The sequence below is a fragment of the Cobetia sp. L2A1 genome, assembly GCF_009796845.1.
GTDB lineage: Bacteria > Pseudomonadota > Gammaproteobacteria > Pseudomonadales > Halomonadaceae > Cobetia.
In genome coordinates, this window is record NZ_CP047025.1 from 2,832,337 (window position 1) to 2,858,474 (window position 26,138).

Sequence of the window (26,138 nt, forward strand, 5' to 3'; positions counted from 1 at the left end):
CGCCTATCGCCGCCAGCTGCTTCTTGATGATACGCATTGCTCACTATCAACACTGAGGAGCAAGCTCTTGCTAACGCGAGCCGGATTCCATCTCACGGCATTCCTCAAGAGTATTCAGATTGGCAAAGGCATGAGCATCCCCTGCCTGCACCGAGAGCCAGGCGTGTTGATCGAACCAGCGATCAATCTTGCGCTCCCCGGCAGCCAGTGCCGCCTCTAACGACGGGAGCAAGCCACGATGCATCAGGCAAATCACCGGGTGGTAGCGCTCGTCATCGGCAGCGACCGCCAAGAATGCCAGTGCCTCGGGCGAGGTATCGCCCTGCACGCTGAAACCTGCGAGCTTATCGCCATTGGCGTGATCTATCAGCGCGACGCTCAAGGTATCAATCAGCTCGATGGGCAGATGCGGAACATCACAGGCAACGACGATTACCCATTCAGTGCGCGCGGCGGCCAGCGCACTCGCCATGCCCATCAAGGGGCCGTGGTACCCCTGCTCACGATCCGCTACCAGCGTGTGCCCGTAAGCTGCATATTCCTCGTGTGAGCGGTTGGCATTGATCAACACCTCGCCCACCTGGGGCGTCAAGCGCGCCAACACGTGAGCGATCAGCGGTACGCCATCCAGCAGTACGAGCCCCTTGTCAACGCCGCCCATGCGACGTGCCTGCCCTCCCGCCAATACGACACCCGTGATGTTGGCAGGCGTCAGTGAGGCGGCCAGTTGCTCACCGCTGGTCGGCAGTGTTGTCACGGAGGGGAGTTCATTCGATGTCGACATGCAGGCGTGTCCCGATCGAGCGCGGCAAGCGCGTGAATAAAGATAAATTCGTCAAGCTGACCCAGCAGGCGTATCAAGCGAATGCTGCACGCTGGTACATCAGGTCAGACACTCAGTGTGCAGCCTGCCCTCAGCCAGCGTCCAGCGCGCGCTGCAGCCTTCACTCAAGGCGTTGTCCTGATGCGATGACAGAATCACTGCACACCCCTCGCGACACATCTGCACCAGACGCGTTGCCAGCTGCTCGACGGCCGCCTGATCCAGATTGGCAGCCGGCTCATCGAGCAACAATACCGGAGGGCGTGACAGCCAGGCGCGCGCCAATGCGAGTCGTGCACGCTCGCCGCCTGACAACGAGCGTGCGGGCTGACGGGCCTGATCACTCAAGCCGCTCCAGGCCAGCATCTCCTCGACCTGGTCGCGCTGCTGCCCCGGAGAACGACGTTGTGGCTGCCAGCGGGCTGCCAGCACAAGATTGCCCGAGACACTGGTATCAAACAGATAGGGTTGCTGGTGTAGATATCGTACCTGCTTGGCGGTGCTATCTGCCCACTGTAGCTCACCACCACTCGGTGACTGCATTCCTGCCAGCACTCTCAGCAAGGTGGTCTTTCCGCTCCCGTTGTCACCTTTCAGATGCACCCAGCCGCTGCCATGCGCAGGTCGCCAATCAAGCGATGACACTCGCCACAACAAGCGACCCTGATCTGAAGCAGCGCCAGCAGTGCCGCACGCAGCTAGTGGTAAACGATATTGAAGGTCGCGCAGGCATAGCAATGCTTGACGTGCACACGGCGTCACAGCAGCCGTGGCTGTCGAAGAAGAGGGCTCGTCCGTCGTGGCAGACGAGGACGAAGAAGTTGGGGGGGACATCATGACTCCATACGACAATTCAGACGTGCGCGACTCAGGTCTACAGGGTCAGACGCTACAGGGCCAATTCGATCTCAGGCCCGATGATATCCGGCGATTGTATTACATCACCCCTCAAGCATGAATCCGCAAGTCGCGAGGTCATCGCGACGTACGATCACGCCTGCACTGCCAGCTGACCACGACCACGCAGCAACCCCAGCAGCAGGTTCAGCGCCAACGCCAGCACCAGTAGCACCATGCCCAGCGCAACCCCCTGGGCGTATTCGCCCTTGAGCGTTTCCAGCGCAATGGCCGTGGTGATGTTGCGCGTGAAGCCGGCAATGTTACCGCCCACCATCATGGCGCAGCCCACTTCAGCGATGATTCTGCCAAACGCTGCCACCAGCGCCGCCATCACTCCGAAACGCGCCTCCATGACCAGCCGCCACAGCGCCGCCGGACGTGAGGCGCCCAGCTGCAAGGCTGTCTCCCATGCACGGCGATCCACACTGGCCAGCGCGGCATGTAGCATCACCACGAGAATCGGCAAAGCCAGCAGGATCTGACCGAGAATCATCGCCGGTTGCGAAAACAGTAGCCGCCAATCCCCGAGCGGCCCGGCGCGCGATAGCAGGATGAAGAGCAGCAGCCCCACGACTACGGTAGGCACTGCCATCAACGTATTCACAAGCGAGATAAGCAACCAACGGCCGGGAAAGGCACACCGCACCAAGACAAAGGCGATCAATAGCGCCGGTGGCACCGCCGCCAGCATTGCCAGCAGTGACACCCGAAATGACACACCGATGATCTCCCATAGCGCGGCATCCATGCTCAGCAGGAGGCCCATGGCCTCCTGCGTCGTTTCCCATAGACTCACGAGCGCGGCTCGGCCTGTTCGTCACTGGTCACCGCACCTTGGGGGGTGCTGTCAGCGGTCTGTTGAGCATCAAAACCTGTTTCGCCGTGGCTGGCATGAAATAGTGCCTTGCCCTTGAGACGGTAGTCATTGATCGCTTGTTGGCCATCTTTCGAGATCAACCACTCTGCCAGTTCGCGGGCACCCTCGGTGTTCAGGCCTTCATGATTGGCCGGGTTGACCAGAATGACCTGGTACGGGTTGAAGAGCCGTGCATCGCCTTCCACCAGCACTGAGAGGTCGAGCTTGTCTTCCATGGCAAGCCAGGTACCACGATCACTCAGCGTATAATCCTGAAGCTCGCTGGCCATGCTCAGCACCTTGCCCATGCCTTGGCCGACCGACTTGTAGCCGGAGAACTCAGGCACAACTCCAGCGCTCTGCCACAGTGCCTGTTCTTTCTTGTGAGTTCCGGAATCATCACCGCGCGAGACAAAGCCGGCATTGTCAGCCGCAATCTTGCCCAGTGCCGCATCCACGTCCTTCATGCCCTTGACGGCAACGGGATCAGTCTTCGGCCCAAGCAACACGAAGTCGTTGTACATCACGCCATGTGGCTCAACACCATAGCCTGCATCAACGAATTTACGCTCAGCCCCCTGTGCATGCGTCATGACCAGATCAACATCGCCATCCTGTCCCATGCGCAGCGCCTTGCCGGTACCGACGGCAATGACCTGGATAGTGACGTCATGCGCCTTCTCATACGGCGGCAGCAGGTGATCCAGCAGGCCAGAGTTGTAGGTGCTGGTCGTTGTCGCCAGGCGAATGATGTTGTCTGCGGCATTAGCCGGAAGAATGCTCAGTGCACCAAGTGATAGCGCGGCGATGGCACCCAATAGACGATGGGCGGTAATTGAATGGCGGTGCGACATGGTAAAGCTCCCTTGGCGTATCGATGTTGTCAGGTAGATCCTGTGGAGTCTGACGTGGCACGGCATTGAATGGCGTATCATGACGTCATGCTGGCCCCGCCAGGCTCGCGCCATATCAGTGCAAGGCGTGTGCCCAACCAGCCTTCGGGAATCCTTGTCTAGGCCTCACCGCGAACGATGTCCTGACAAAACGCGAATAATAACGGTATTGCCGCGAATTGTGTGTGTCCCTCCAGCCGACAAGCTGACGGTATCTCTGCTATTTCGTCCAGAAAAATACACACCATAACGCTGGCCGCCCAAGAAATAGCGTCACTTCGACACACATTGGCAAGGGATTGCGTCATCACGCTACGCCATGTCGATACGGTTAGCCGCTAGCCGTCTACTGTCATTGACGAGACAATGGTTGGATAAGCTCTGAGCTCAGCACCACAATACTCAGCACCGCAATGCTCGCATGCGTGATAACTCGCTTCTCGAGGCAGCGTGCTCGGCACGCCTTGTTCGGCATAAACACGACTCGCATGCCCGATATCAATACCCGCCCGCTCGCCATGCAGGCCAGAGGAACGTCATGACCGCCTACGCCACCTCTCCCCCGCGAGATTCTCGCCGGTCCAGCGACGATCGACGACTGCCCACTGCCTCGGTACTGGTCGTCGATGATGAACCAGGCATGCGCCGCTATCTGGAAAAAGCGCTGTCCTCACGCTTTGCATTGATCGAGTGCGCCGACAGCGTCGAGCAGGCAGAAGCCCTGCGCTCGCGCCTGCATTTTGATCTCATCCTGCTCGATATCCGTCTCCCGGGACGCGATGGGCTGGAGTGGGATGAAGCCCTGGCGGCTGATGCAGTCAGCGATGTCATCTTCATGACCGCCTATGCCGACCTTGATACTGCCGTTCGCGCTCTCCGTGCCGGTGCCAGTGACTTCATCATCAAGCCTTTCCGGCTTGAACAGCTCCATGCCGCAGTGGATCGCTGCCTGGAGCGCCGGCAACTGGCACGCGAGAACTTCCTGCTGCGTCGCGACAATGCTCGTCACCAATCAGAAGAAGCCAGTCTCAAGGGGGAAAGCACGGCCATGCGCGAGCTGGGCCAGATCATCGCTCGCGTGGCCCCCGCACCCTCTCCCGTATTGATCCTCGGCGAATCCGGAACCGGCAAGGAGTTGGCCGCACGTGACTTGCATCGCCTCTCCGGACGTCGAGGGGCCTTTGTGCCTATCAACTGCGGCGCCATCAGCCCGGAGCTGCTCGAAAGTGAATTATTCGGCCATTTGAAAGGAGCCTTTACCGGTGCGCATCGCAGCCGTGATGGGCTGTTCAGCTTTGCTGATGGTGGCACACTGTTTCTCGATGAAATTGGCGAGATGCCACTGGCGATGCAGGCCAAGCTGCTACGCGTGCTGGAAACCCGCCGCGTGCGCCCGGTCGGCGGTGAGCAGGAACAGGCCGTAGATGTGCGCATTGTGGCTGCAACGCATCGTACACTCGAAATAGAAGTCGCTGCAGGCCGTTTCCGCGAAGACCTCTACTATCGCCTCAACGTGCTGAGCCTGACATTGCCGGCACTGCGTGAGCGACCAGAAGATATCCCCGCGCTAGCCCAGCACTTCTCTCAACAGCTATCCCGTGAACTGGGTCTGTCGCCAGTGCCCTGGGACCACGCAGACCTCACTCGTCTGTGTCGTTATGCTTGGCCTGGCAATGTCCGTGAGCTGAAGAATGTCATCGAGCGCTCGCTACTGCTCGGCCGTCTACCGGGAGATACGCTACCCGTCAATCTCTCCACCGCGGCGGACACTGGGGAGAACACCGCCAGCACATCGTCAAGCAGTGGTTATCCGCTGGAGTGGTCACTCGATGCCGTGGAGCAAGCGCACCTGTGTGCCGTGCTGGAGCGTCACGCCAATAACAAGTCAGCCGCAGCGCGTCAGCTGGGTATCTCGCGCAAGACGCTGGATCGCAAGCTGACGACATGGCGCAATGACGATAATGCTGACGTGACCGCTGACGACGACAACGCATGATCCACGGACTGCGCCATTACTTCGCCAGCTCGCTGAGGCGGCGTCTGCTACTGCTGACCCTCGCCCCGCTGGTGATACTGCTACTGGCGTTGGTCGGCCTGACTGCCTACTGGACCACGGCCTATACCGACCGCCAGCTGTATATGAATGTACGCGGTGACCTGGATGTCGCCAGTCGTGTTCTGCAGGGGCAGCACCAGCGGCTCCGTGACGGGCTGGAGGCCATGCGGCGAAACATCCGCCAGACATCAACCACCCCGGATGAGGCTTCACGACTGCTGCCAGGACTGGTACCGCGACTGCATGCCATGCGTGAGACATTGAACGCCGACTGGTTACGCTGGCTGCCTGCCGATCAGCTACTCCAGACACCAGGAGTGGCCGCGTTGGTTCCTCAACTGGCGCACGGCGAAAGCCTGGGTGGCCTCGACGTCTTGAGCGCCGATTCACTGGCCTCATTGGACCCGACACTTGCCGAGCGCGCGCGATTGGCACTGCGGCAGACGCCACATGCCCAACCCAGCGCACGCCGTGAAGAAAATCGCGGCATGTTGCTACGTGCCCTGGTGCCTGTCACGAATGCGCAAGGCGAACTGCTTGGGGTGCTCGATGCTGGCCGTCTGCTCAATCGCGACCCACGCCTGGTCGATGAAATACGTGACCTGCTCTATGGTCCCGGCACACTGCCAGAGGATGGCATCGGGACTATCACGCTGTTTCTCGGTGATGTGCGTATCGCAACCAATGTCACCGACAGCACTGGCGAGCGAGCACTGGGGACGCGTGCCTCATCCGAAGTCACTCAGCAGGTGTTCGATACTGGCCAGCGCTATGTGAATCGCGCCTTCGTGGTACGGGATTGGTTCGTCGCCGCCTATGCACCTCTGGATGCACTTGATGGCCAGCGAATCGGCATGATTTACGCAGGCTACCCCCAAGCGCCTTACGCCACGCTCTATCGCGAGACATTGCTGCATATCAGCCTCATTCTGCTGGCGGTCAGTCTACTCGGCGTCTTGCTAGTCTGGAGTGGTATCGAGCATCTGATGCAGCCGATTCGTCAGATTCGTCGCGTGGTACACGCCGTGCGCGACACCCCATCACGCGATGACCTTCGGATTGGCACACTCACCTCACTGGGGCCGGCACAGCGTCGCGGTGATGAGCTTGATGAACTGGCCGAAGAGTTTGATGCCATGCTGGAACGCCTGGAAGCGCATCGGCGTGAGATTCAGGCAGCGGCCAGCACGCTGGAAGCCCAAGTTGAAGACCGCACTCGGGACCTCAGCACGCAAACCGATACGTTACGCGAACGAAGTCAGGCACTGGAAGAGCACGTCCATCTATTGCGTGAGGCGAGAGCGCGTCTATTGACGCGCGAGAAACTTGCCGCTCTCGGTGAACTGACGGCAGGCATCGGCCACGAGATCAACAATCCAGCCGCTGTCATTCTCGGCCACGTTGAACTGATCGAGGTCATCCTGGGGGAACAGGCCGAGCCAGTGCGAGAAGAAATCTCGACCATCATCCATCAGGTGGAGCGTATCCGCGCGCTGGTCGACAACCTGCGCCAGTACGCGCGTGACCCACACCCGATTGCTGGTGATTCTGACTCACCGGGGGCACTGGGCACTCCCGTGCTTAGTCAGATCCACCCCGATGAGGCGATTCACAGTATCGAGGTGCTGGTACGCCATGCGCTGGACCATCAGGGCCATCAATTGGTGCATGAGCTGACGGCCACACGCCGCATCGAGGCTGACCGCGCCCAACTCACGCAGGTGTTGGTCAACCTGCTGATCAATGCCATCGAAATGGCACCTGTGCCCGATACGCTCTGTATCACCAGCGCTGACCGCGATGACGTACTGATGCCAGACCTGGCAACAGATATGATATCTGCCCCAGTGCCAAACCTGACGACGGAGCAGCGGAACGAGATGCCCTCTGGCACGACCGTGGCGGGCGTCGAGATTCGCATCATGGATCACGGAAACGGTGTGCCGGAGCACTTGAAAACGCGTATCTTTACCCCCTTTTTCACCACGCGGGCCAATGGCTCCGGCATCGGCCTGTCAGTCTCGTCAGGCCTCATCACTCAGCTGGGCGGCCGTTTGTGGCTCGAAGACACACCGGGTGGCGGCGCTACGTTCTGCCTATGGCTACCCTGCATCGCCCGGCGTCACCACGAGGATAATCAAGGCCGCCATCTGCTTGAGACACTGAGTGCCGGTGGCAGTAGCCGCACTCACTGACGATAGACGCTCACCCTGTTTTCTGTCGGACCACGCATCTTTCAATTATCTTTGATCAAGGCTTTACGCCATGCAGCACGATAGCTCACCGCCCCTGCCGATGAGTCACACGACAGAGCGCACTCTGGGCGAACGCCTTCGCTCGCTGCGCACCCGACATGGACTCTCACAGCGTGAGCTTGCCAAGCGCGCTCACGTGACCAACTCCACCATTTCTCAGGTCGAGCAGGATGCGGTCAGCCCATCCGTCAGCTCACTCAACAAGATTCTCGACGTATTCCCGATATCGCTTAGCGACTTCTTCGGCGATGAGATCCCTGAGCCTCCAGCCCGCATTCTGCGCGGAGCTGAGCATGAGCAAGCACAGGAATGTGCTACCGGCATGACGCTCCAACACCTGGCGCCCTGGCCTACCAGTGGCGATCACGAGACACTCTTTCCCAATCTCAGCCTTGGCAGTCTGACGCCAGGCACCAGCGTTAGCCTTCAAGCGAGCCACGACGCCTTGCTGGTCGTCACGCAGGGCTGTCTGCGCATCGAGATACCTGGGACGGGGAGTGAGCCACTCGATACACGGCTGCGGCCTGATGACGCCGTACGCCTGTTCGCTGGCGAACGTTATCGACTGCATCATGTGATAGACGCGCCGGAAGTGAGCGCGTCGAAGGTGGTGAGGCCAGACGTGAAAGCGACAGTAGACAGATCAGCCACCGGCGAATCCTCGCCTGTAGGCAATGATGATACCGCCTCCGATCTCTGTCGTTGGGTCAGCATGAGCCCGGTACGCTGATGGCTTTACACAGCTGGTTACAAGGAATGGCGCTAGCAAGGTGAGGCTTCGTGCTCCACGGGGTCGACAGGACGAGCAGGGTCTGCCAAAAAGCGCCTGACCATGGTCTGAGGGCAGAAATCTTCCAGCCATTCATCACGAACCGAATATCCCCCAGACGCCAGCAGCTCGTTCATGCGCGTCGCAAGACCCTCTGCAGAATGGGGGGCGATCGCCTGCTCCAGCTCGCCTTTGAGTATTTCGCGAACGCCGCCACGACAGTCCACCGAGACCACCGGCGTGCCACAGGCGAGAGCCTCCATCAGCACGATCCCCATCCCTTCCACACGTGAGCTCAGTACGAAGAGCCTGGCGGCTCGCATCCATGCATAGGGATTGGCGCGCTGGCCTGCGAAGATGACGCGCTCGGAGATCCCGAGCTGTTCGGCCAGCGATTGCAATTCTTCAAGCTTGGGGCCAGCACCGACGATGACCAGACGTTCCTGCGGATTCGCCAAGGCATAGGCCCGCAAGAGGAGCGCATGATCCTTCTGACACACCAGCCGTGCCACATTGAGAATGAACGGTTCATCAGGGATATCCGGCTCGTCCAACATCGCCTGTTGGCGTATCTGGGCAATCGGGCACGCATTGACAATGGTCTCGACGTGCGCTGGCCTCACATTCAGTCGTGACGCTATTTCCCGCGCACCCTGAGCCACATCGTCTGACACAGCGACTAGATGCTTGCCTTGTAGCAGGCAACGAGCAAACAAACGCTGCTTCCAGTGCGGTCCTTTGAAATCGATACGATTCTCGAGCACATAACGCGCGCGCGAATCTTGAAAGCCCCAGACCAGCTCGAAGGTACCCAGACCGCGGAAGATGATTCGATCGACCGCGCCGTGCTCCCGCTCGAAATCCTCCAGCCAGCGAGAAAACTCTTCGCCACCCGCTTTGCCGACCCATACGAAATGAGAGCGGCGAATCAGCGGATTCAGTAACAGACGAGAAACAAACGCCATCACCGCCCCACTCACTGAGCGACGGACTCGTTGTTTTATAGGCACCATATGCAACTGAACTGCCCCGTGATCAGGTGCCAATACCTGATCACGCTGGCGCCAGGTCACCATATGCGTCTCATGACCAGCTGCCGCCAGACTGTCGGCCAGATTAACGGCGACCCGCTCCATTCCACCCATTTTCAGGCTTCTCACCACTACCAGTGTGCGCAAGATCGAGTCCTCACGTTGCACGTTTGAGCCTTATCCTACGGAGGATTTCGCAAGCATGCGACCTCCACGGAGGAAGCAAGTCCATATCATTTTTCGACTGAGGATCCGTCATATCAATGTTGGCTTCACTCAACGATCCCACGTTATCCTTGATAAAAATACGGTTGTGACTCTACACAACACCGCGTCCATATCAGTCACTATATAAAGTAAAATTCTGTAAGATTCATATCACGTGGCACTCTTTTAGCGTCAAAAAGCCCTTAATGACAATCAAGTGGAACATTCAATGCCTAAAACCTTCCTCGTCACCGGCGGCGCCGGTTTCATTGGCTCTGCGGTCCTACGTGAGCTGATCCGTTCTACCCGGCACACTGTTATCAATTTTGATGCGCTGACCTATGCCGGTAATCTTGAGTCATTAGTTGATGTCGCTGATTCCGAGCGCTATCACTTCGTGCAAGCCGATATCTGTGACGGCGAGAAGATGAAGGCTGTCTTCGCGGAGTTTCAGCCGGATATCGTGATGCACCTGGCGGCCGAGAGTCACGTGGATCGCTCCATCGATGGCCCGGCAGATTTCATCGAGACGAATATCGTCGGCACTTATCAGTTATTGGAAGCGGCACGTCACTATTGGAAAGACTTGAAAGCATCCGATGCCGAGAAGGCTGCCGGTTTCCGGTTCCATCATATTTCGACAGATGAAGTGTATGGCGATCTGGAAGGGCCAGAAGACCTCTTTACTGAGACAACAGCTTATGCCCCGAGTTCTCCGTACTCGGCCAGCAAGGCCAGTTCGGATCACCTCGTGCGGGCCTGGCAGCGTACCTATGGCCTGCCGACACTGGTCACCAACTGCTCCAACAATTACGGCCCGTTCCATTTCCCCGAGAAGCTGATTCCGTTGATGATTCTCAATGCCTTGGCAGGGAAGTCACTGCCGGTGTATGGCGATGGCAAGCAGGTGCGTGACTGGCTGTACGTGGAAGATCATGCACGTGCACTGATCAAGGTCGCGACCGAGGGTGAGATTGCCGAGACCTACAACATCGGTGGCCATAACGAGAAGCAGAACATCGAGGTCGTCAAGACACTATGTGCACTGCTGGAAGAGTTAGTGCCCGAGAAGCCGGCTGGCATTGCCCACTATGAAGACCTCATCAGCTATGTGACGGATCGACCGGGCCATGATGTGCGCTATGCCATCGATGCCGCCAAGATCGAGCGTGAGTTGGGCTGGGTGCCACAGGAAACCTTCGAGACCGGCCTGCGCAAGACGGTCGAGTGGTATCTGGCCAATGAAAGTTGGTGGCAGCGTGTACAGGACGGCAGCTACCGTGGCGAGCGCCTCGGAACCGGGAGCTGATCATGGCAGCGGACAAGATGGCATCGTGCACTACGCCGTTGAACAACGGTTTCGGCAGAATTCTCATTCTTGGCGGCAATGGCCAGGTCGGGTTCGAGTTGCAGCGTAGCTTCGCGCCATTCGGAGAAGTGCGTGCCCCGCGCCGCAGTGACATGGATGCCAGTGATCTGGACGCGGTGGCCGCCTATGTGGATGCCTATCAACCACAGCTGATTCTCAATGCTGCCGCCTGGACCGCCGTCGACAAGGCCGAAGCGCAACGCGAAGACGCCATGCGGCTCAATGCTGAGCTACCGGCGTTGTTGGCGGAGAAAGCAAGCGCCCAGGGCGCGGTGCTGGTGCACTATTCCTCCGACTACGTCTATCCGGGCGATGGCGAGCAGTTCTGGAGCGAGGACAGCCCGACAGCGCCGCTCTCGGTCTACGGTGAGAGCAAGTTGGCCGGCGATGATGCCGTGATGGCGAGTGAGTGCCGTCATCTGGTGTTGCGTACCAGCTGGGTGTACGCCGCGCGCGGCAACAACTTCATGAAAACGATGCTCAAGCTCGGGCGTGACCGTGACACGCTGAACATCGTCAACGATCAGATCGGCGCACCGACCCCCGCCCGATTGATCGCGCAACTGACCTGTGAGGCGTTGCGCCAGAATGTCGCGAGTGGTCTGTATCATCTGGCCCCGCGAGGCACTACCAGCTGGCACGGTTTCGCCCAGGCCATCTTCCGCCAGGCCATCGAGCAGGGAGAGACGCTGGCGATTGACCCTGAGACGCTGGACGTCATTCCGACCGCCGACTACCCGACACCCGCTGCGCGCCCGTTGAACTCGCGCCTGGCATTGGGCAAGTTGGAAGCGGCATTGGGCTATTCGCTGCCGAGCTGGGACGCACAGTTGTCACTGACCCTGAAAGAACATCTTGATCGCTGAGCCTTGCTGGTTCCGACTGAGGCTTTCAGCCGTTGGCGCTGACAATGCTTCATGAACAATGGCTTCGTGAACTGGTCAGCGCCATGCGGCTCACTGTCTGTGCACTACATACTTTCTGCATCAGACTTTCTCTGCACTACATAACACGTCGATTCGACAAGGACATTTGATATGGCGCGTAAAGGCATCATTCTCGCCGGCGGTTCCGGCACACGACTGCACCCCATCACGCTGGGTGTTTCCAAGCAACTGCTGCCGATCTACGACAAGCCGATGATCTTCTATCCGGTATCGGTACTGATGCTGGCCGGTATCCGCGAGATTCTGATCATCTCCACCCCGGAAGATCTGCCGCAGTATGAAAAGCTGCTTGGCAACGGCGACCAGTATGGCGTGCGCATCGAGTATGCCGTGCAGCCAAGCCCCGATGGCCTGGCGCAGGCGTTCATCATCGGTGAAGAATTCATCGGCAATGATCCGGTCTGCCTGGTGCTGGGTGACAACATCTTCCACGGCCAGCACTTCTCCGAGCAGCTCAAGCGCGCGGCAGACCAGCCGAGTGGCGCCACCGTCTTCGGCTACCTGGTACAAGACCCGGAGCGCTTCGGTGTGGTCGAGTTTGACGAGTCAGGCACCGCGATTTCCATTGAAGAGAAGCCGCTCAAGCCCAAGTCACCGTACGCGGTGACCGGTCTCTATTTCTACGACAACGATGTGGTCGAGATCGCCAAGCAGGTTGAGCCGTCAGAGCGCGGTGAGCTGGAAATCACCAGCGTCAACAATGCCTATCTGGAGCGCGGTGACCTGCGGGTCGAGCGTCTGGGCCGCGGTTTTGCGTGGCTGGACACCGGCACCCACGACAGCCTGCTGGAAGCGGGTCAGTACGTGCAGACCATCGAGCACCGTCAAGGCTTGAAGGTGGCATGCCTGGAAGAGATTTCCTGGACCAACGGCTGGATCAGCGACGAGCAGCTGGAAACCCAGGGCTCCGCACTCAAGAAGACCGGCTATGGCCAGTACCTGCTCAAGCGTCTTGCAGACAAGCGCAGTGGCAATCACTGAGACATGGCGCGCCTAGTCCTTTAGTGTGAACAAGCTGAAGGCAATGCTAGTGTCTATATTCCCGCAGTCGTCTCATTGCTGATGACGACTGCGGGAATTTTCATGAGAGAACGCGACAAACTTGATCTGCCATCGAAGTCATTGTCGTCGAATCAATCACTGCCCCATTCAGGAGCAAGCCCCGCATGAACTACGAAAAACTCGCCATCCCCGATGTCGTGCTGTTGACTCCGCAAGTCTTTGGCGATGAGCGCGGTTTCTTCATGGAAACCTTTCGTCATAGCGAATTCGTCGAGCACTGCGGTGACTACACCTTCGTGCAGGACAATCACAGCAAGTCTCGTCAAGGCATCTTGCGTGGCTTGCATTACCAGTTGAATCAGCCGCAGGGCAAGCTGGTACGTGTGACACAGGGTGAAGTGTTCGATGTGGCCGTTGACATGCGCAAGAGCAGCCCTACGTTCGGCCAGTGGGTCGGTGCACTGTTGAGCGAAGACAACAAGCAGATGTTGTGGGTACCACCGGGATTCGCCCATGGATTCTACGTCATCAGTGAATCCGCGGAATTCCAGTATAAGTGCAGCGATTACTACGCGCCCGGCGATGAATATTCCATGAAGTGGGACGATGCCACGGTGGGTATCGAGTGGCCGCTGGTCAATGGAGAAGCGCCTCAGCTGTCCGGCAAGGATGAAGCGGGTACTACGTTCGGTGATGCAAGAAAATTCGATTGATTAGTACTTTCACGATTCCATTACCCGTTCAGCGACATGCTGAACGGGTAATGGGGGGCTATACCAAAAACAGGTCACGCAGCGTTTCTGTGCACAAACCCCTTGAATATAGTCATGAAGATTATCTTCAGATCCAGAATGATTGACCAATTCTCTATATACCAGAGATCACATTCTATCCTTTTCTCGAGATCAGTATCTCCTCGCCATCCATTGATCTGTGCCCACCCCGTAATCCCGGCTTTTACCATATGCTTTTGCATATACCCTGGAATTTCAGATTTGAATTTTTCCACGAATACAGTGCGCTCAGGACGAGGCCCAACAATGGACATGTTACCATTGAAGACATTGATGAACTGAGGTAGCTCATCCAGGCTGGTAGAACGAATGAACTTACCAAAGCGAGAGAGCTTCTTGTGCTTCGCCCCTCCCCAATGTACGCCAGACTGTTCAATATCCATCGGCATGGATCGAAACTTTAAAATATCAAAAGGTTTTCCGTTCCACCCCACACGCTCCTGCCGATAAAAAACAGGCCCTGAGGAAGACATCTTGACGCCGATCGCAACGATCAGCATCACCGGACTGATCATCAGCAAAATCAGGCAAGCTAGAGATCGATCCAATATCGATTTACAGAACGAATTCCAACCCGTCATTGGACTACAGCTTAGATCCATCATGTAAAGATCGGCCACGTTGGATATTCTATGATTGATCAATCTCAAATCCGACAAGTTAGGCATATATCGTAAATTACTTGTCGAAAAGCTTAAATCCTTTTGAATTTTTCTGACAGTCGCCCCTTCGGATATCGGAAGACAAATCCAGATCTCGGCTTCATGATCTGTGATTTTTTCGCCCGGCACATGAATCTCAAACTCACGATCCGCAAGCTCTCCATGTTCATCTTCACCCACAACCAAAATACGTGCCACATCAAATCCAGCAGAAGGAACTCTCTGTAAATGTTGATAAGCTGTAGCACAGGAATGAGCATCTCCAATCAACATTACAGTCTTGCGATTGGCACCTTTCATGCGCATGATATTGAGAAGAGGATAGGCGATTCCCCGCATCACTACCGAAAATAAAGCAGAAAGAATCATCCAGCTCATGACCCAGATACGGGAAAACTCCACACTTTTACCACTGAAGAACACGACAACTGACAAAATACTACCCACAAACAAGAAAGCCACAACGACTTTCATTGCAAGAATGACACGAAGTTTGCCACGCCATGATTTATAAAGGCTAAAGCTAGGCAAGATCAATGAAGCTATACACATACCAATAACCAGAGCCCACTGATAGCGCTCCGTCATGAAAACACTATCAAATCTAAGCCAATAGGCAAACCAACCCGCCAGAGCAACAACAAGTATATCGGCCGCGCGAACCAACATATGCGTATAAGGACCAAAACCACTAATGGACCGATCAATATTACTCATTAATACCTCTATAAGATATCGACAAATGGCTCTTGATGGTCACCATCTGAATATAGAAAAAATTTGCGCTATGGGGAGGAATTCCAGAAACGTCTGTGCATACTCAGTTTTCGTTTCCATTTAATCGGCAGACGTCTCTCCTGCTTGCCTAATTTGAAACCCAACATTTTAATACCATTTCTTACAAGCGCATCGGGAATGTAGAACTTCCCATGCTGAGCAAGAAATTTCAATTCTGAAACCACAAACCGCATCCCTTCACCACCCGCACTGCCAAAACTTTCCTGAATCCAATTTTCACGCGATAAAAAGACCCCGATATCAAAGTAGCGCTTGCCCTCTTCAAGCAAAGTATAATCATGCGAATGATGACACCTGGCTGATCCCTGATAAGCGACTTTCCATCCCGCCATCAACATACGTGCCGCAACATACATGTCCTCACCCAGAATGACATGGCCTGGGAAGCCTCCAACAGACATCAGCGATTCCGAACGATAGGCAGCAAAAGAATTAGACATGAACGCCGCTTTGATTCCAAGCACTGAAGCATCTGCCATCGTCTTGGTGCGAGAGCCCACAGGATAATTGAACAGACGTGCGTGTCTGCCCAGTGGCCTTGCCTCCAAGTGTGGCAATTGCTTGCCACACACTGCGCCAACCATCGGATCTTCGAAGGGCTGAATCAGATATTCGATCGCTTCTGGCTCGGCAAGGTAAGCATCCTGCGTCATGAAAATATAGATTTCGTAGCCGGGACGCTCGACAAGCGCTCTTTGCCGAGTTCCTCCATGATTGAATTCTGATGTCGGTATCACCAGATGATCAACCTCATGTTCTGTCAGATAGTCGGCAGTGCCGTCACTGGAAGACGAATCAATGACAAAAAAATGGGCATTGGATGGCAAGCTGTCGATGAGTCGCTGCAGATCCTTCAAACCATTATACGTTGGCACTACCACCAAGCAATTTTCAGCGTTCATAGGGATATCTTACCTTTCTTTTTACAGACAACATCTTTAAGCGCTTTATAGAAAAAACGTAAGTATTCACGTCGTCCTGGCACAGCACAGAGAATCACGATTTGATGTATGAAGGCGAATACTATCTCTCTCATGGCCAAGAGATTCGGGACATGTTTCATTCCAAGTAGATAAAAAGAATTACGCACCCTATAGTACCGTCGAGCAGGACTGTGCACAGGGACTTTAAAAAACTTCAAGTCAAGTGAGTTATCACCGATAGAATGTAACATTACTGCGCCAGGTATCACCTTTATCGGAACCCCAAGTGAACGTGCACGCAGACACCACTCTGTATCAACATAATCGATAAAGAGAGATTCATTCATCAACCCAACTCTTTCCAACGCTTGACGGTTGGCCATCGTACCCGACGAAATCACGATATCGACACTGACCGGATGGTGACAGAAAGAAGGATATATTTTTTTTCGGAAACCATATTGATCAACGAGTATTGCGGGATACTCAAAATTATTCTTCTCATCGTAAAACACAGGGGCCACAATCAAGGGGCTTGGCACATCAAGTGCAAGTGTCAGTTGCTTGATCATTAACTCATCAATTCGACTATCTTGATCAAAGAATATGATCGCATCAGCATCGTCTTTCAAGGCCTGAGCAATACCTATATTCTGTGCATGGGCGATGCCACTATTGTAGCCTAGAGCGATAGCCTCTGAGCACGCAAATGATAACGCCTTATCTGGAGACTCGGTATTATCAACAACGATGACACGGAGTTCCAGACTAGAAAGTGTCTTTACCATTTCCTTGACTCTAGCCACATCTGGATTGTAAGTGACGATCACGGCATAAATGAGAGACGGTTTATTTTTTTTGAAACGATTGGTCATGCACAGACACCTCGTAAAATAAAATATAATATAAAGTCATGTAAATCATAACCATATTTGAACTGAAAAGATATGGATTGAATAACGAAGCTAATAAAAAAAGCAAAAGAAATAGTACATATAGATATCCTTTTTTAATAGCGCCGAAATAAATTATATAAAATATGTAAAATACAAATATAGCGAAGCCAATCACACCCCATTTAGCCAATAAAGAAAGCATTTGTTGCTCATAGGAAAATGGAGACGAGAATGATCGAATAACTTCCTTACTATAAGCTCCAAAGCCACCACCAAACCAATAGTTTTGGTCAAACAAATTCCAAAGCGCCCCTGCTTGATTATATCTAATTGCATCCGACGCTGTGTTCTGAGGAGATAGAAACCGTAGTTTCACAAATTCAATCAATTCATCTGAAAACGCTAAAGCTGCAATAAAAATTAAAAATAAAAAAACAAATTTTATCCAGAAGATATCCCTATCTCTATAAAAATAAATAGAGAGAGCCAATCCTGAAACTAGCATATTATATCGAGAAAAGCCTAAAATAACAACTATACTAGAAATTACAACAAGTATTCTATTGATATAATTGAAACAACATTCCCTCTTCGACATCAAAAGCACAAGCGGAAATAACGCTACAACTAAATCCGTTTGAATAAAGACTCGAATCATATTCATTGGTAGTTGCATTGTCATGAATCCAGCGCCAAAAAAGCTCACGTATTCAGTAAGGAAGACATCAATAAAATCTTGATAATTACCTATATAATAATACGAGGCTATAATCACAGCCTTGAACAACAAAGAAAATATAACAACTACTTTATAAACCATACACAGCTCATGTAACCCCCATTTATAGACCTCGAACAAATGAACTAAAATCATACCTATCAATATTGCTCCTGAAGCTAATAAAAATTCTGATATCGCCATCTTTCCAAATTCAGAATAGCCATGAAATAACTGTAAAGTTAAAAAAACGGAAACACCAGCCATGTGTTTTAAAAAGACACCATTTATTGAACTCAACTTTGTCAAAAATAATACCAACACAAAACCAGCAAAGATATATTTAATAGGAAAACCTGCCAATTTTCCAGATGGTAAAATAGAGAAAATAATCGGAGATACGAAAATCAATAATTTCCATAAATTAATTTTGTACAATGAATAGCGCATAACACATCTAGACAACATTGACATTTGACCTCCCGCTTAAATAAGGATATATCCAAAATCCGAGACGAATTCTGACAGCTATCATAGCAATAGAATTCTGCAACGTTAACACGATGGCCAATGCCAGCGTTGCCCCCAATGCTCCCCATAAGGGGATCAATATGACAAACAGCATAAGCCCAAGAAGCGTACATCCCACTGAGATGTTTCGCATGACCTTCTGATTATCCGTCATGTTAAGCATGAAACCGACACTCGCTGTCACGATATTGAAGGTCTGCGCCACCGCCAGAATTCGTAGGTAATCAGCAGCTTTCGTAAATTCATCACCAAATATGCTCAGCAAATACTCAGGAAATAACAAACATGCCACCAGCAATGGCAGACTCATCATCAATCCTACCAATGAACTACGCCTGGCGGCACTCTTCAATCCTTCAAAATCTTTCTCATAATAATATTTGGCGAATTTGGGGGGGTAAATGGCTGAAATCAGCATCAAGATAAATCCGATAATCAGCGCTATCCTTTCTGCTGATTTGAAAAGACCAAGCTCTATTGTATTCAACAGCATGCCTGCTATCAGCACCCCTGCGACATTCTGCATGAATTCCGCAAGACTCATGACAAAAAAATCTTTGGATGAATTCAAAAAACCAGGTTGATCAATATCTTTATTATCGGTGGTCTTGTATTTAGCCTTATTGATAATATAAAAAATCTGGATAGCACCTTGTAGAAAGACCAACCAACAGGCAATCATCAGCGCAACAGCAGTCCACTCTATTCGACACTCTTGATAGACCAGATAGCATCCGAGCAAAATACAACCTGTCAGTAGAGAAATATAGCCACTCTCCAAGAGACAAGCAGCTGCGGGCCTTCCCATCCCTTTCATGAACCCTGACATCAGGTATACGCCTGTCATGGCTGGAATAGCCAACACGACATAGACCAGCATATTTTGCATATCGATTGACAGAATATCTCCCAGAAGATAGCGGGCAGTCAAACCTAAAATAGCGATTGCTAAGGAATACATTAATGCTCGATACAATGCCAACTTCAAGTATCCAATATTCCTTACATCCTCTGGTGATATACCGACAAAACGCATCAAGGCGTTATCCATTCCAAATCTGGCAAAGATAGCCGCGCCTAGCAGAATTCCTTGAATAATCGAAAAAATACCTAACCCAGCAACCCCGAGGAGTCGCCCTAGAATGATTCCCAACAATACTGATCCTATTGCACCAACGCCGCGTGCACACAAGGTAGATAAAAATACCAGTTTGCCCTTGTGATTTTGTAAACTCTTCATGGTAACTCTCTTGAATCAAGCACTGCTTCAAAGAATGACTTTGGTATAAATACACTCTGATCACAAAATAAAGCAGCCTGATCGGTAGCGAAAATCATCTTCAATCCTTGCAGCGACATCTTGTCATTTATCAACTCAATCTTTATTGATAACACATGACTTCCAGTAATGTGTTATCAAACCACCCACAATCAAATTATGCACATAGACTCCCGTCCAAAAAGAGTCATAGGACTCCATTTGATTGACTATCATCCAATAAGCAAAAAATGAGGTACCAAACAATGCCATATCGCCAGGCATATCTCCTGAGCGCCAAGCCTTCCATGTCGCATAACCAATCCAGCAAGCAAGTGCAGTAATTGCTAGAAGGCCTAATATTCCGTACCCCACCCATATTTCAATGAAGAAGTTATGTAGATGCCCGAATTCTTGCGCGACCCATTCAGGCAACCAAGGAGTTTCATCCATGACTAGACTTCGTCCTTCAGCCCCCCACCCAACCCATGGACGCTCTGCAATCCATTGAGTAGCCGCTACCCAACTATGAATTCGTACGCCTAGGCTAGAATAAGGCACTTGACTCACATCACCGTGCAATATCTGGCCTATCACTTGACCTTCCATCTCGAAACGATCATGTAACACTTCACCAAACGACCAATACAATATCGTGGCTGCTGCCATGACGATCAGCAGGATGACAACGAGGGGCTTCAGCAAATACCTGACACCGTCGCGCGTCAGTACATAGAGACACCAGCTGCAAAGTCCGACTATCAGCGCGACGAATACTCCACCCCACACCGCGCGAGTCTGTCCTATCGCAAGGCCTGCGATAATCATGGACAGCGCGGCTAGCCAAGTTACCATTCGAATGAATTGCCCACGGCCAGGTTTGACACATCGTTTGGCAAAGATGATCAAACCAATACATATAACGCCAAAAAGCATCGAGGCATGTTGTTGGTTTCTGACTCCAAAACCCACTCGTTCACCACTGAAACCTGCTATCCAGCCATCTCCAGGAGGCGCATTGATCACCGTTGCCAACAGTACACCAAAGGTGGCCAGAGACCAGATCAACAAGGTATTACGTGTACTCCCCCGTAACCACCATGCAATGCTGATAAAGATGAATAGCTTGGCAAGACGATCGATACTAGGAGATGCATTCGTCCACTCAGGATGGTGCAAGCGTCCCATGCCCCAGGATAACAATTGCACGAGAATGACGGCTCCCAGCAGCAGCAATACGTTACGGCGCAGCTCCTTCCCCCAAATACAGAATGCCACCAATCCCGAAAGTGCCAGCATGAGCTCTGCTGGCTTAGCGACATCTCCTAGCAATACCTTGCCAAAGGCATACGTCAGTAATGATAAAACACCAATTATCAGCAACCACTGTGGACTCTTCCAATGAGTATTGTCGTCCCACTTGTCCAGTAATGTCATGTTAATTTATCACTTTGGTATACGACTTTAAAAAACAGAATATTGATATTGAGATTTCACTAGACCGCATGAAACTTCATGCTGATGCGATGCCTCATTCTCCTTCTCTTGCGGGGGGTAGTATCAAGTTGAGCGCGATTCCTAGAATCGCAGCCAGGCTGACACCCTGGAGCGTGAATTGCCCGCCCCCAACCTGCATGCCACCGATTCCGAATACCAGGATCAATGAGGCAATCACCAGATTGCGTGGCGCAGTCAGCGACTCGCCGGAGCGTACCAGCGTATTCATGCCGACCACGGCAATGGAGCCGAACAATAGACACATGATTCCGCCCATCACTGGTGTGGGGATAGTTTGCAGAATGGCGCCGACCTTGCCAACAAAGGCCAGAGCGATGGCGACACAGGCAGCGACGGTCATCACCCGCGGATTGAAGTTACGTGTAAGCATGACGGCACCGGTCACCTCAGAATAGGTGGTATTTGGCGGGCCTCCGAACATGGAAGCGACCGATGTCGCCAAGCCGTCTCCTAGCAGCGTGCGATGCAGGCCCGGCTTTTTCAGATAATTCTGCCGAGTGACAGATCCGATCGCGACCATATCGCCAATATGTTCCACCGCAGGGGCAATGGCCACCGGGATCATGAACAGAATGGCAGAGAACTCAAAAGTCGGAGTCGTGAAACTCGGCAGTGCGAGCCAATTGGCCGCATGTATCGGGGCAAGATCAATAACTCCCAGTGCCAGTCCCAATAGATAGCCAGTCAAAATCCCGCCCAGTATCGGAATCAAACGCCAGATTCCACGACCGAATATCGACAGGAACAGCGTCACTCCCAAGCTTGACAAAGACAGTATCAGGGCCTGGCCATGAGTGATGATGTCACTGAACTCACCAGTTGCCATCTGGACTGCCGTCGGGGCTAGCGCAAGACCAATCACCATGATGACAGGCCCAACCACTACCGCTGGCAGAAGCCGATGCACGATACCGACTCCCTTAAGGCGAATGATCTGTGCAAGCACAGCATATACCAGCCCTGCCACGAACAAGCCTCCCATGGTGGCCGAAATACCGAAGCTTGCCACCGAGCTCTGAATAGGTGCGATGAAGGCGAACGACGATGCGAGGAACACCGGCACGCTGGCCTTGGTGACGCACTGGAACACCAACGTGCCGATGCCTGCCGTAAAGAGCGCGACGTTGGGGTCAAGTCCTGTCAGCAGAGGAACCAGCACGAGTGCCCCGAATGCCACGAACAGCATTTGAGCACCGGTAACGAGGGTCATCAGCGTAAAAGGTTCTTTGCCTGGCGATGCTTCAAGATCAGATGAAGAAGGCTGCATGGACATGGTTTCTTTTCAGCAAGGGAACAGGATAAAGACATGACCTGTCAGCAGAGACAGGTTGAATGGATACAAAAAACGCCCCACGCAGGAGACGTGGAGCGTTTTGGTATTCACGCGTGACGCTTAGCGCGTGCCGAAGATCTTGTCACCGGCATCACCGAGACCCGGCACGATGTAGCCACTCTCATCGAGACGGTCATCGACGGAGGCCGTATAGATCTCGATGTCAGGATAGGACTCCTGCACCTTGGCAATACCTTCTGGCGCCGCGACCAGTACGATGACCTTGATCTGCTGACATCCCTTTGCTTTCAGCATGTCCAGCGTGGCGATCATGGAGCCGCCAGTCGCCAGCATCGGATCAATCACGATGGCCAGACGCTCATCGAGATCAGACACGAACTTTTCGAAGTATGGTACCGGCTCCAACGTTTCTTCGTCACGGTACAGGCCCACCACACTGATGCGCGCACTGGGGATCAAGTCAGTCACACCATCCAGCATGCCAAGACCAGCGCGCAGGATAGGGACGATGGTGACCTTCTTGCCCTTGATGCTCTGCACTTCGAGCTCGTTACCGCTCCAAGCATCAATCGTGGTGGTCTCGAGCTCCAAGTCCTGGGTCGCCTCATAGGTCAACAGCTTGGCGACCTCACTGGCCAGCTCACGAAAACTCTTGGTGCTGATGCCTGCAGCGCGCATCAGGCCAAGCTTGTGCTGGACCAGTGGATGATTGATGGCATGGACGCTCATGGATATACCTCTTGGGACAGAAGATGGTGCTCGCGATGCGCAGCTACCCCGCCGGTTCGGGACGAGGGCAACAGGGAGGCTGGCAAATTGGGCGTATTCTAGCCGAGCATGCCATTGATGTTAAGCGCGTTGAGCTCTCTCGCTGGCCAAGCGGTCAAGAAATTCGCCGACACTTGCGCAATATTGCGGATAATCAAAATGCTCCAGTATGGTCGTACGCGCCCGCGCTCCCATTGCTTGACGAGAGGTAGGGTCATTCATCCACTCCCGCAAAATCTGAGCTGCGGATTCAGCGGACATGACCTTTGCCTCCACCATCGCATCCTGCTCAGGAGAATAAACGCAGACCTTGGGGCCGACGAAGGCCGAGTCGTAATCCCCAAGCGTATCGATCGAGCGCTCCGGCGGGAGTACCGCACCGTTGTGTCCATGCGTCACCTGCTCTGGCAAGCCATCCACGTTGCTGACGATGGCAGGGACACCATGTGCCAGCGCTTCCTGCACCACGTTGCCGAAGGGTTCACGCCATGAAGGGCAAATGAACGCATCAAGATGACGATAGAACAGAGACATGTCCTGAACGATGCCATGGAAGTGGACGACCTCATCCAATCCCCACGCCTTCACCATTTTTTCAAGCGGATCACGCAAGGGCCCATCCCCCGCGATGTGAAGCTGTACATTCGTGCACTTTTCACGCAGCAGACGAATGACTTCCAGCGCTACCACGGGGGCTTTCAATGCCGTCAAGCGCCCGGCAAACCCAAGGCGAAAGATCGAAGAGTCATGTGTTGCCATCGCTGGTGGAAGCGCCATCGCATTGCGTGCAACTAGTGCAGGACAATCGACAGACAACCCGAGCTTCAACTGCAGCACACGAAGAGAAGCATGTGAATTGCAGATCACGCCCGACCATCTCGATAGATAGCGCTGTACTTCAGGGGTGGGGTCGATGAACCAGGCACTACCCCGTTCAAAATGAACGATGGGTAACTCGGCGGGAAGTGCGAGGGGCATGTTCGTGTATTTGTTCCACACGACAAGCTGATCAAGATCGAGCTTCTTTAACAGCGTCTTCTGATAGGCCTTGCGCAAACCCGGTATCTGACGCGGGAGACTGATACCCCAAGGCCCCTTGATCGAGTGGAAGCGTTCCAGATTGGGCTCCTGCTCTTCCTGTACGATCGGGTGAAGCTCTGTAGTCATGGGTAATACATGGTAATCGTGTCCCGTACTGAGCATGGAGCTCAAGAAACGCGAGAAGTGCCGTTCGACCCCCCCAAGATTCTTGAGGCTGACCAGATGTCCGGTTCTAGGCTGTCTTTGCATGTCATTCCCTGAGATGTAGATTGACCGAGCACCCACACTGATAATTGCCATTGCAGGGAAATCATGTCGTGACAGCGTTTTCTCGCGCTGTTCAAGAGAGACTAATAATTGCGTCAGGCAGGCGATTTTTCAGTTAAGCAGATTTATCAGGCAAGCAGGTTTACCAGGTAAGCAAGCTCAATACCGCCGATGGTAGTCATTACGTAATATATTTATTACTTATATTGACGGCATACTATCGCCTCATCATGACAATGGGAAGAGAGCAAGGGCTACCCTTCTGTCGGTACTATCCTGTCAGTACTGCTCTCGTTCGAACATGCCTTTGGTGACGCGTCTTTGTTGATATTCCTTAGGCGGCTCGACTTCGCGAACCATCATAGGGGAAACATTCCTCTGGGCGTAGTAGGCTAGCGTGAGGTGGGTGACTTCAGGTCAGTTCTCCACGTTTGCAAAGACATGCGGCAGGGCCAACGACAGGGCTTGCGACTGCATCGAGAGGCTGGGCTTTGCAGGGGGGGCAACGCTTCTGCACCATCCGTGGTGCAGACGTGATTCGTGGCAGGATAAGACGAGGCTCTCGAAATGCGCGGACGACTGACATCCACTCTTTCGATCTCTTGATGACAAAAACGTACAGCTTTCATGCATCATGGGTGTTGTCATCGCTTTAGCTGTTGCTGCTACTGGCTCAATTGCTACTGGTTCTGGTGCAAAGCGTGACTAGGTTCTGTACGAAAAGTCGGCTCGTAGGCAGCGGCGTATGCAAGCTACGCATACCATCGCATAAAAGCTACGGGCCAGCTTTTCATATCGCGTCGCAATACGACGAAACTCTTTCAGCCAACTGAAAGAACGCTCCACGATATTGCGCTGACGGTACATAGGTTTATCAAAACCCCGTGGGAGACCTGGACGGGGTTTTCGCTTGATCCTTCGTTGAGCGATGATCGGCTTGATTCGAACGCGGTCGCAGTAACGGCGCAACTCATCACTGTCATAGCCCTTGTCTGCCACGATGTAGCGGCAACGTTTTCGTGGCCGACCAAGACTCCCCGGTAGATAAACTTTTTCCAGGGTGGGCATGAAGTACCGGGTATCCGACTCTTGCCCTCCCGACAGTGTGAAAGCGATGGGCCAGCCAAGGCGATCACAGATCAAATGAATTTTGGTCGTGATGCCTCCACGACTCCGGCCCATTGCATGGTCTAAGGGTTCTTCAGATCCCCCTTTTTGCCTCCACCAGCGGAGGCGCGTGTTGCACGAACGGCTGTTGAGTCGATCATCCAGGTCTCGAGATCCATTAGGCCATCTTCGCGAAGCCGAAGTTGAAGGCGCGACAAGACCGCCTCAAAGGTACCGTCATCACGCCATTGGCGGAACCTGGCGTAGACAGTGCTCCAAGGGCCATAACGTTCGGGAAGGTCGCGCCACTTGGCGCCAGAGCATAGAGCCCAAAAGATGCCGTTCAACATCTGTCTATCGTCTTTCCTGGGCCTGCCCATCGCTTGAGCTGGTGACACAATGTCTTCGATCAACTGCCATTGGCTATCAGAGATTTCGTAACGTCCTGCCATACC

At 53.4% G+C, this 26,138-nt stretch carries 22 protein-coding genes; 7 read left to right on the forward strand and 15 right to left on the reverse strand.

Annotation, left to right across the window (positions count from 1 at the left end; translation table 11 throughout):
• Positions 1–70 precede the first annotated feature (70 nt).
• The 4 genes from mobA to GQR90_RS12070 all read right to left on the reverse strand — a co-directional run bounded on the left by mobA (position 71) and on the right by GQR90_RS12070 (position 3,433).
• Positions 71–784 (reverse strand): molybdenum cofactor guanylyltransferase MobA, encoded by a 714-nt coding sequence (mobA, locus tag GQR90_RS12055; protein ID WP_158774332.1) that lies wholly within the window; start codon positions 782–784, stop codon positions 71–73.
• A 99-nt stretch (positions 785–883) separates the two neighbouring features.
• Positions 884–1,657, reverse strand: coding sequence for an ABC transporter ATP-binding protein (locus GQR90_RS12060; protein WP_158774333.1), 774 nt, complete (start codon positions 1,655–1,657; stop codon positions 884–886).
• 157 nt (positions 1,658–1,814) lie between these two features.
• A complete protein-coding gene (locus GQR90_RS12065) occupies positions 1,815–2,489 on the reverse strand; it encodes an ABC transporter permease (RefSeq protein WP_199269422.1) in 675 nt (224 codons plus the stop codon).
• A gap of 26 nt (positions 2,490–2,515) precedes the next feature.
• Complete coding sequence (locus GQR90_RS12070; protein WP_158774335.1) at positions 2,516–3,433, reverse strand: substrate-binding domain-containing protein; 918 nt, start codon at positions 3,431–3,433, stop codon at positions 2,516–2,518.
• A 577-nt stretch (positions 3,434–4,010) separates the two neighbouring features.
• Between GQR90_RS12070 and GQR90_RS12075 the strand changes: the two genes are divergently transcribed.
• The 3 genes from GQR90_RS12075 to GQR90_RS12085 all read left to right on the forward strand — a co-directional run bounded on the left by GQR90_RS12075 (position 4,011) and on the right by GQR90_RS12085 (position 8,513).
• Entirely contained in the window at positions 4,011–5,468 is a 1,458-nt protein-coding gene (locus GQR90_RS12075; RefSeq protein WP_158774336.1) for a sigma-54-dependent transcriptional regulator, read from the forward strand.
• Positions 5,465–7,723, forward strand: a complete 2,259-nt coding sequence (locus GQR90_RS12080) for a sensor histidine kinase (RefSeq protein WP_158774337.1) — start codon at positions 5,465–5,467, stop codon at positions 7,721–7,723. The genes GQR90_RS12075 and GQR90_RS12080 overlap by 4 nt, the downstream gene beginning before the upstream one ends.
• Before the next feature lie 70 nt (positions 7,724–7,793).
• Entirely contained in the window at positions 7,794–8,513 is a 720-nt protein-coding gene (locus GQR90_RS12085) for a helix-turn-helix domain-containing protein (RefSeq protein WP_233266275.1), read from the forward strand.
• 32 nt (positions 8,514–8,545) lie between these two features.
• Here the strand turns inward: GQR90_RS12085 and GQR90_RS12090 are convergent, their stop codons facing one another.
• The gene (locus tag GQR90_RS12090) at positions 8,546–9,730 is read right to left on the reverse strand and encodes a glycosyltransferase (protein WP_233266277.1); all 1,185 of its coding nucleotides are present in this window, start codon (positions 9,728–9,730) and stop codon (positions 8,546–8,548) included.
• Between the two features lie 289 nt (positions 9,731–10,019).
• On the opposite strand from GQR90_RS12090, the gene rfbB reads away from it, so the two are divergent.
• From rfbB to rfbC, 4 genes are all read left to right on the forward strand, one after another.
• The gene (rfbB, locus tag GQR90_RS12095) at positions 10,020–11,099 is read left to right on the forward strand and encodes a dTDP-glucose 4,6-dehydratase (RefSeq protein ID WP_158774338.1); all 1,080 of its coding nucleotides are present in this window, start codon (positions 10,020–10,022) and stop codon (positions 11,097–11,099) included.
• Positions 11,100–11,101: 2 nt separating this feature from the next.
• Entirely contained in the window at positions 11,102–12,025 is a 924-nt protein-coding gene (gene rfbD, locus GQR90_RS12100; RefSeq protein WP_233266279.1) for a dTDP-4-dehydrorhamnose reductase, read from the forward strand.
• A gap of 171 nt (positions 12,026–12,196) precedes the next feature.
• Positions 12,197–13,087: a glucose-1-phosphate thymidylyltransferase RfbA gene (gene rfbA, locus GQR90_RS12105; RefSeq protein ID WP_158774339.1), complete on the forward strand. Its 891-nt coding sequence runs from the start codon at positions 12,197–12,199 to the stop codon at positions 13,085–13,087.
• Between the two features lie 185 nt (positions 13,088–13,272).
• Positions 13,273–13,821, forward strand: coding sequence for a dTDP-4-dehydrorhamnose 3,5-epimerase (rfbC, locus tag GQR90_RS12110; RefSeq protein ID WP_158774340.1), 549 nt, complete (start codon positions 13,273–13,275; stop codon positions 13,819–13,821).
• A gap of 74 nt (positions 13,822–13,895) precedes the next feature.
• On the opposite strand, the gene GQR90_RS12115 is transcribed toward rfbC, so the two are convergent.
• From GQR90_RS12115 to GQR90_RS12160, 10 genes are all read right to left on the reverse strand, one after another.
• A complete protein-coding gene (locus GQR90_RS12115; protein WP_233266281.1) occupies positions 13,896–15,281 on the reverse strand; it encodes an undecaprenyl-phosphate glucose phosphotransferase in 1,386 nt (461 codons plus the stop codon).
• Between the two features lie 68 nt (positions 15,282–15,349).
• The gene (locus GQR90_RS12120) at positions 15,350–16,264 is read right to left on the reverse strand and encodes a glycosyltransferase family 2 protein (RefSeq protein ID WP_158774341.1); all 915 of its coding nucleotides are present in this window, start codon (positions 16,262–16,264) and stop codon (positions 15,350–15,352) included.
• Positions 16,261–17,160 (reverse strand): glycosyltransferase family 2 protein, encoded by a 900-nt coding sequence (locus tag GQR90_RS12125; protein WP_158774342.1) that lies wholly within the window; start codon positions 17,158–17,160, stop codon positions 16,261–16,263. Before GQR90_RS12125 ends, GQR90_RS12120 begins: the two co-directional genes overlap by 4 nt.
• On the reverse strand, positions 17,135–18,373 hold the full coding sequence (locus GQR90_RS12130) for an O-antigen ligase family protein (RefSeq protein WP_158774343.1): 1,239 nt from the start codon (positions 18,371–18,373) through the stop codon (positions 17,135–17,137). The genes GQR90_RS12125 and GQR90_RS12130 overlap by 26 nt, the downstream gene beginning before the upstream one ends.
• The gene (locus GQR90_RS12135) at positions 18,357–19,670 is read right to left on the reverse strand and encodes an MATE family efflux transporter (protein WP_158774344.1); all 1,314 of its coding nucleotides are present in this window, start codon (positions 19,668–19,670) and stop codon (positions 18,357–18,359) included. The genes GQR90_RS12130 and GQR90_RS12135 overlap by 17 nt, the downstream gene beginning before the upstream one ends.
• A gap of 135 nt (positions 19,671–19,805) precedes the next feature.
• Positions 19,806–21,125, reverse strand: a complete 1,320-nt coding sequence (locus GQR90_RS12140; protein WP_158774345.1) for an O-antigen ligase family protein — start codon at positions 21,123–21,125, stop codon at positions 19,806–19,808.
• 94 nt (positions 21,126–21,219) lie between these two features.
• Positions 21,220–22,473, reverse strand: coding sequence for a uracil-xanthine permease family protein (locus GQR90_RS12145; RefSeq protein WP_158774346.1), 1,254 nt, complete (start codon positions 22,471–22,473; stop codon positions 21,220–21,222).
• 126 nt (positions 22,474–22,599) lie between these two features.
• Positions 22,600–23,229 (reverse strand): uracil phosphoribosyltransferase, encoded by a 630-nt coding sequence (gene upp, locus GQR90_RS12150; protein WP_158774347.1) that lies wholly within the window; start codon positions 23,227–23,229, stop codon positions 22,600–22,602.
• A 120-nt stretch (positions 23,230–23,349) separates the two neighbouring features.
• The gene (locus tag GQR90_RS12155) at positions 23,350–24,435 is read right to left on the reverse strand and encodes a glycosyltransferase family 4 protein (RefSeq protein ID WP_158774348.1); all 1,086 of its coding nucleotides are present in this window, start codon (positions 24,433–24,435) and stop codon (positions 23,350–23,352) included.
• An 846-nt stretch (positions 24,436–25,281) separates the two neighbouring features.
• Positions 25,282–26,135 (reverse strand): IS5 family transposase gene (locus tag GQR90_RS12160; protein WP_158773421.1). Its coding sequence is split into 2 segments (ribosomal slippage): positions 25,282–25,793 and positions 25,793–26,135, totalling 855 coding nucleotides; the frame shifts between segments, so codons are not numbered across the junction.
• Between the last annotated feature and the right edge of the window lie 3 nt (positions 26,136–26,138).

Bases quoted from the DNA above. Each gene is read 5' to 3' on its own strand.
- mobA (WP_158774332.1), bottom strand. From the start codon at position 784: ATGTCGACATCGAATGAACTCCCCTCCGTGACAACACTGCCGACCAGC.
- GQR90_RS12060 (WP_158774333.1), bottom strand. From the start codon at position 1,657: ATGTCCCCCCCAACTTCTTCGTCCTCGTCTGCCACGACGGACGAGCCC.
- GQR90_RS12065 (WP_199269422.1), bottom strand. From the start codon at position 2,489: ATGGGCCTCCTGCTGAGCATGGATGCCGCGCTATGGGAGATCATCGGT.
- GQR90_RS12070 (WP_158774335.1), bottom strand. From the start codon at position 3,433: ATGTCGCACCGCCATTCAATTACCGCCCATCGTCTATTGGGTGCCATC.
- GQR90_RS12075 (WP_158774336.1), top strand. From the start codon at position 4,011: ATGACCGCCTACGCCACCTCTCCCCCGCGAGATTCTCGCCGGTCCAGC.
- GQR90_RS12080 (WP_158774337.1), top strand. From the start codon at position 5,465: ATGATCCACGGACTGCGCCATTACTTCGCCAGCTCGCTGAGGCGGCGT.
- GQR90_RS12085 (WP_233266275.1), top strand. From the start codon at position 7,794: ATGCAGCACGATAGCTCACCGCCCCTGCCGATGAGTCACACGACAGAG.
- rfbB (WP_158774338.1), top strand. From the start codon at position 10,020: ATGCCTAAAACCTTCCTCGTCACCGGCGGCGCCGGTTTCATTGGCTCT.
- rfbD (WP_233266279.1), top strand. From the start codon at position 11,102: ATGGCAGCGGACAAGATGGCATCGTGCACTACGCCGTTGAACAACGGT.
- rfbA (WP_158774339.1), top strand. From the start codon at position 12,197: ATGGCGCGTAAAGGCATCATTCTCGCCGGCGGTTCCGGCACACGACTG.
- rfbC (WP_158774340.1), top strand. From the start codon at position 13,273: ATGAACTACGAAAAACTCGCCATCCCCGATGTCGTGCTGTTGACTCCG.
- GQR90_RS12115 (WP_233266281.1), bottom strand. From the start codon at position 15,281: ATGAGTAATATTGATCGGTCCATTAGTGGTTTTGGTCCTTATACGCAT.
- GQR90_RS12120 (WP_158774341.1), bottom strand. From the start codon at position 16,264: ATGAACGCTGAAAATTGCTTGGTGGTAGTGCCAACGTATAATGGTTTG.
- GQR90_RS12125 (WP_158774342.1), bottom strand. From the start codon at position 17,160: ATGACCAATCGTTTCAAAAAAAATAAACCGTCTCTCATTTATGCCGTG.
- GQR90_RS12130 (WP_158774343.1), bottom strand. From the start codon at position 18,373: ATGTCAATGTTGTCTAGATGTGTTATGCGCTATTCATTGTACAAAATT.
- GQR90_RS12135 (WP_158774344.1), bottom strand. From the start codon at position 19,670: ATGAAGAGTTTACAAAATCACAAGGGCAAACTGGTATTTTTATCTACC.
- GQR90_RS12140 (WP_158774345.1), bottom strand. From the start codon at position 21,125: ATGACATTACTGGACAAGTGGGACGACAATACTCATTGGAAGAGTCCA.
- GQR90_RS12145 (WP_158774346.1), bottom strand. From the start codon at position 22,473: ATGCAGCCTTCTTCATCTGATCTTGAAGCATCGCCAGGCAAAGAACCT.
- upp (WP_158774347.1), bottom strand. From the start codon at position 23,229: ATGAGCGTCCATGCCATCAATCATCCACTGGTCCAGCACAAGCTTGGC.
- GQR90_RS12155 (WP_158774348.1), bottom strand. From the start codon at position 24,435: ATGACTACAGAGCTTCACCCGATCGTACAGGAAGAGCAGGAGCCCAAT.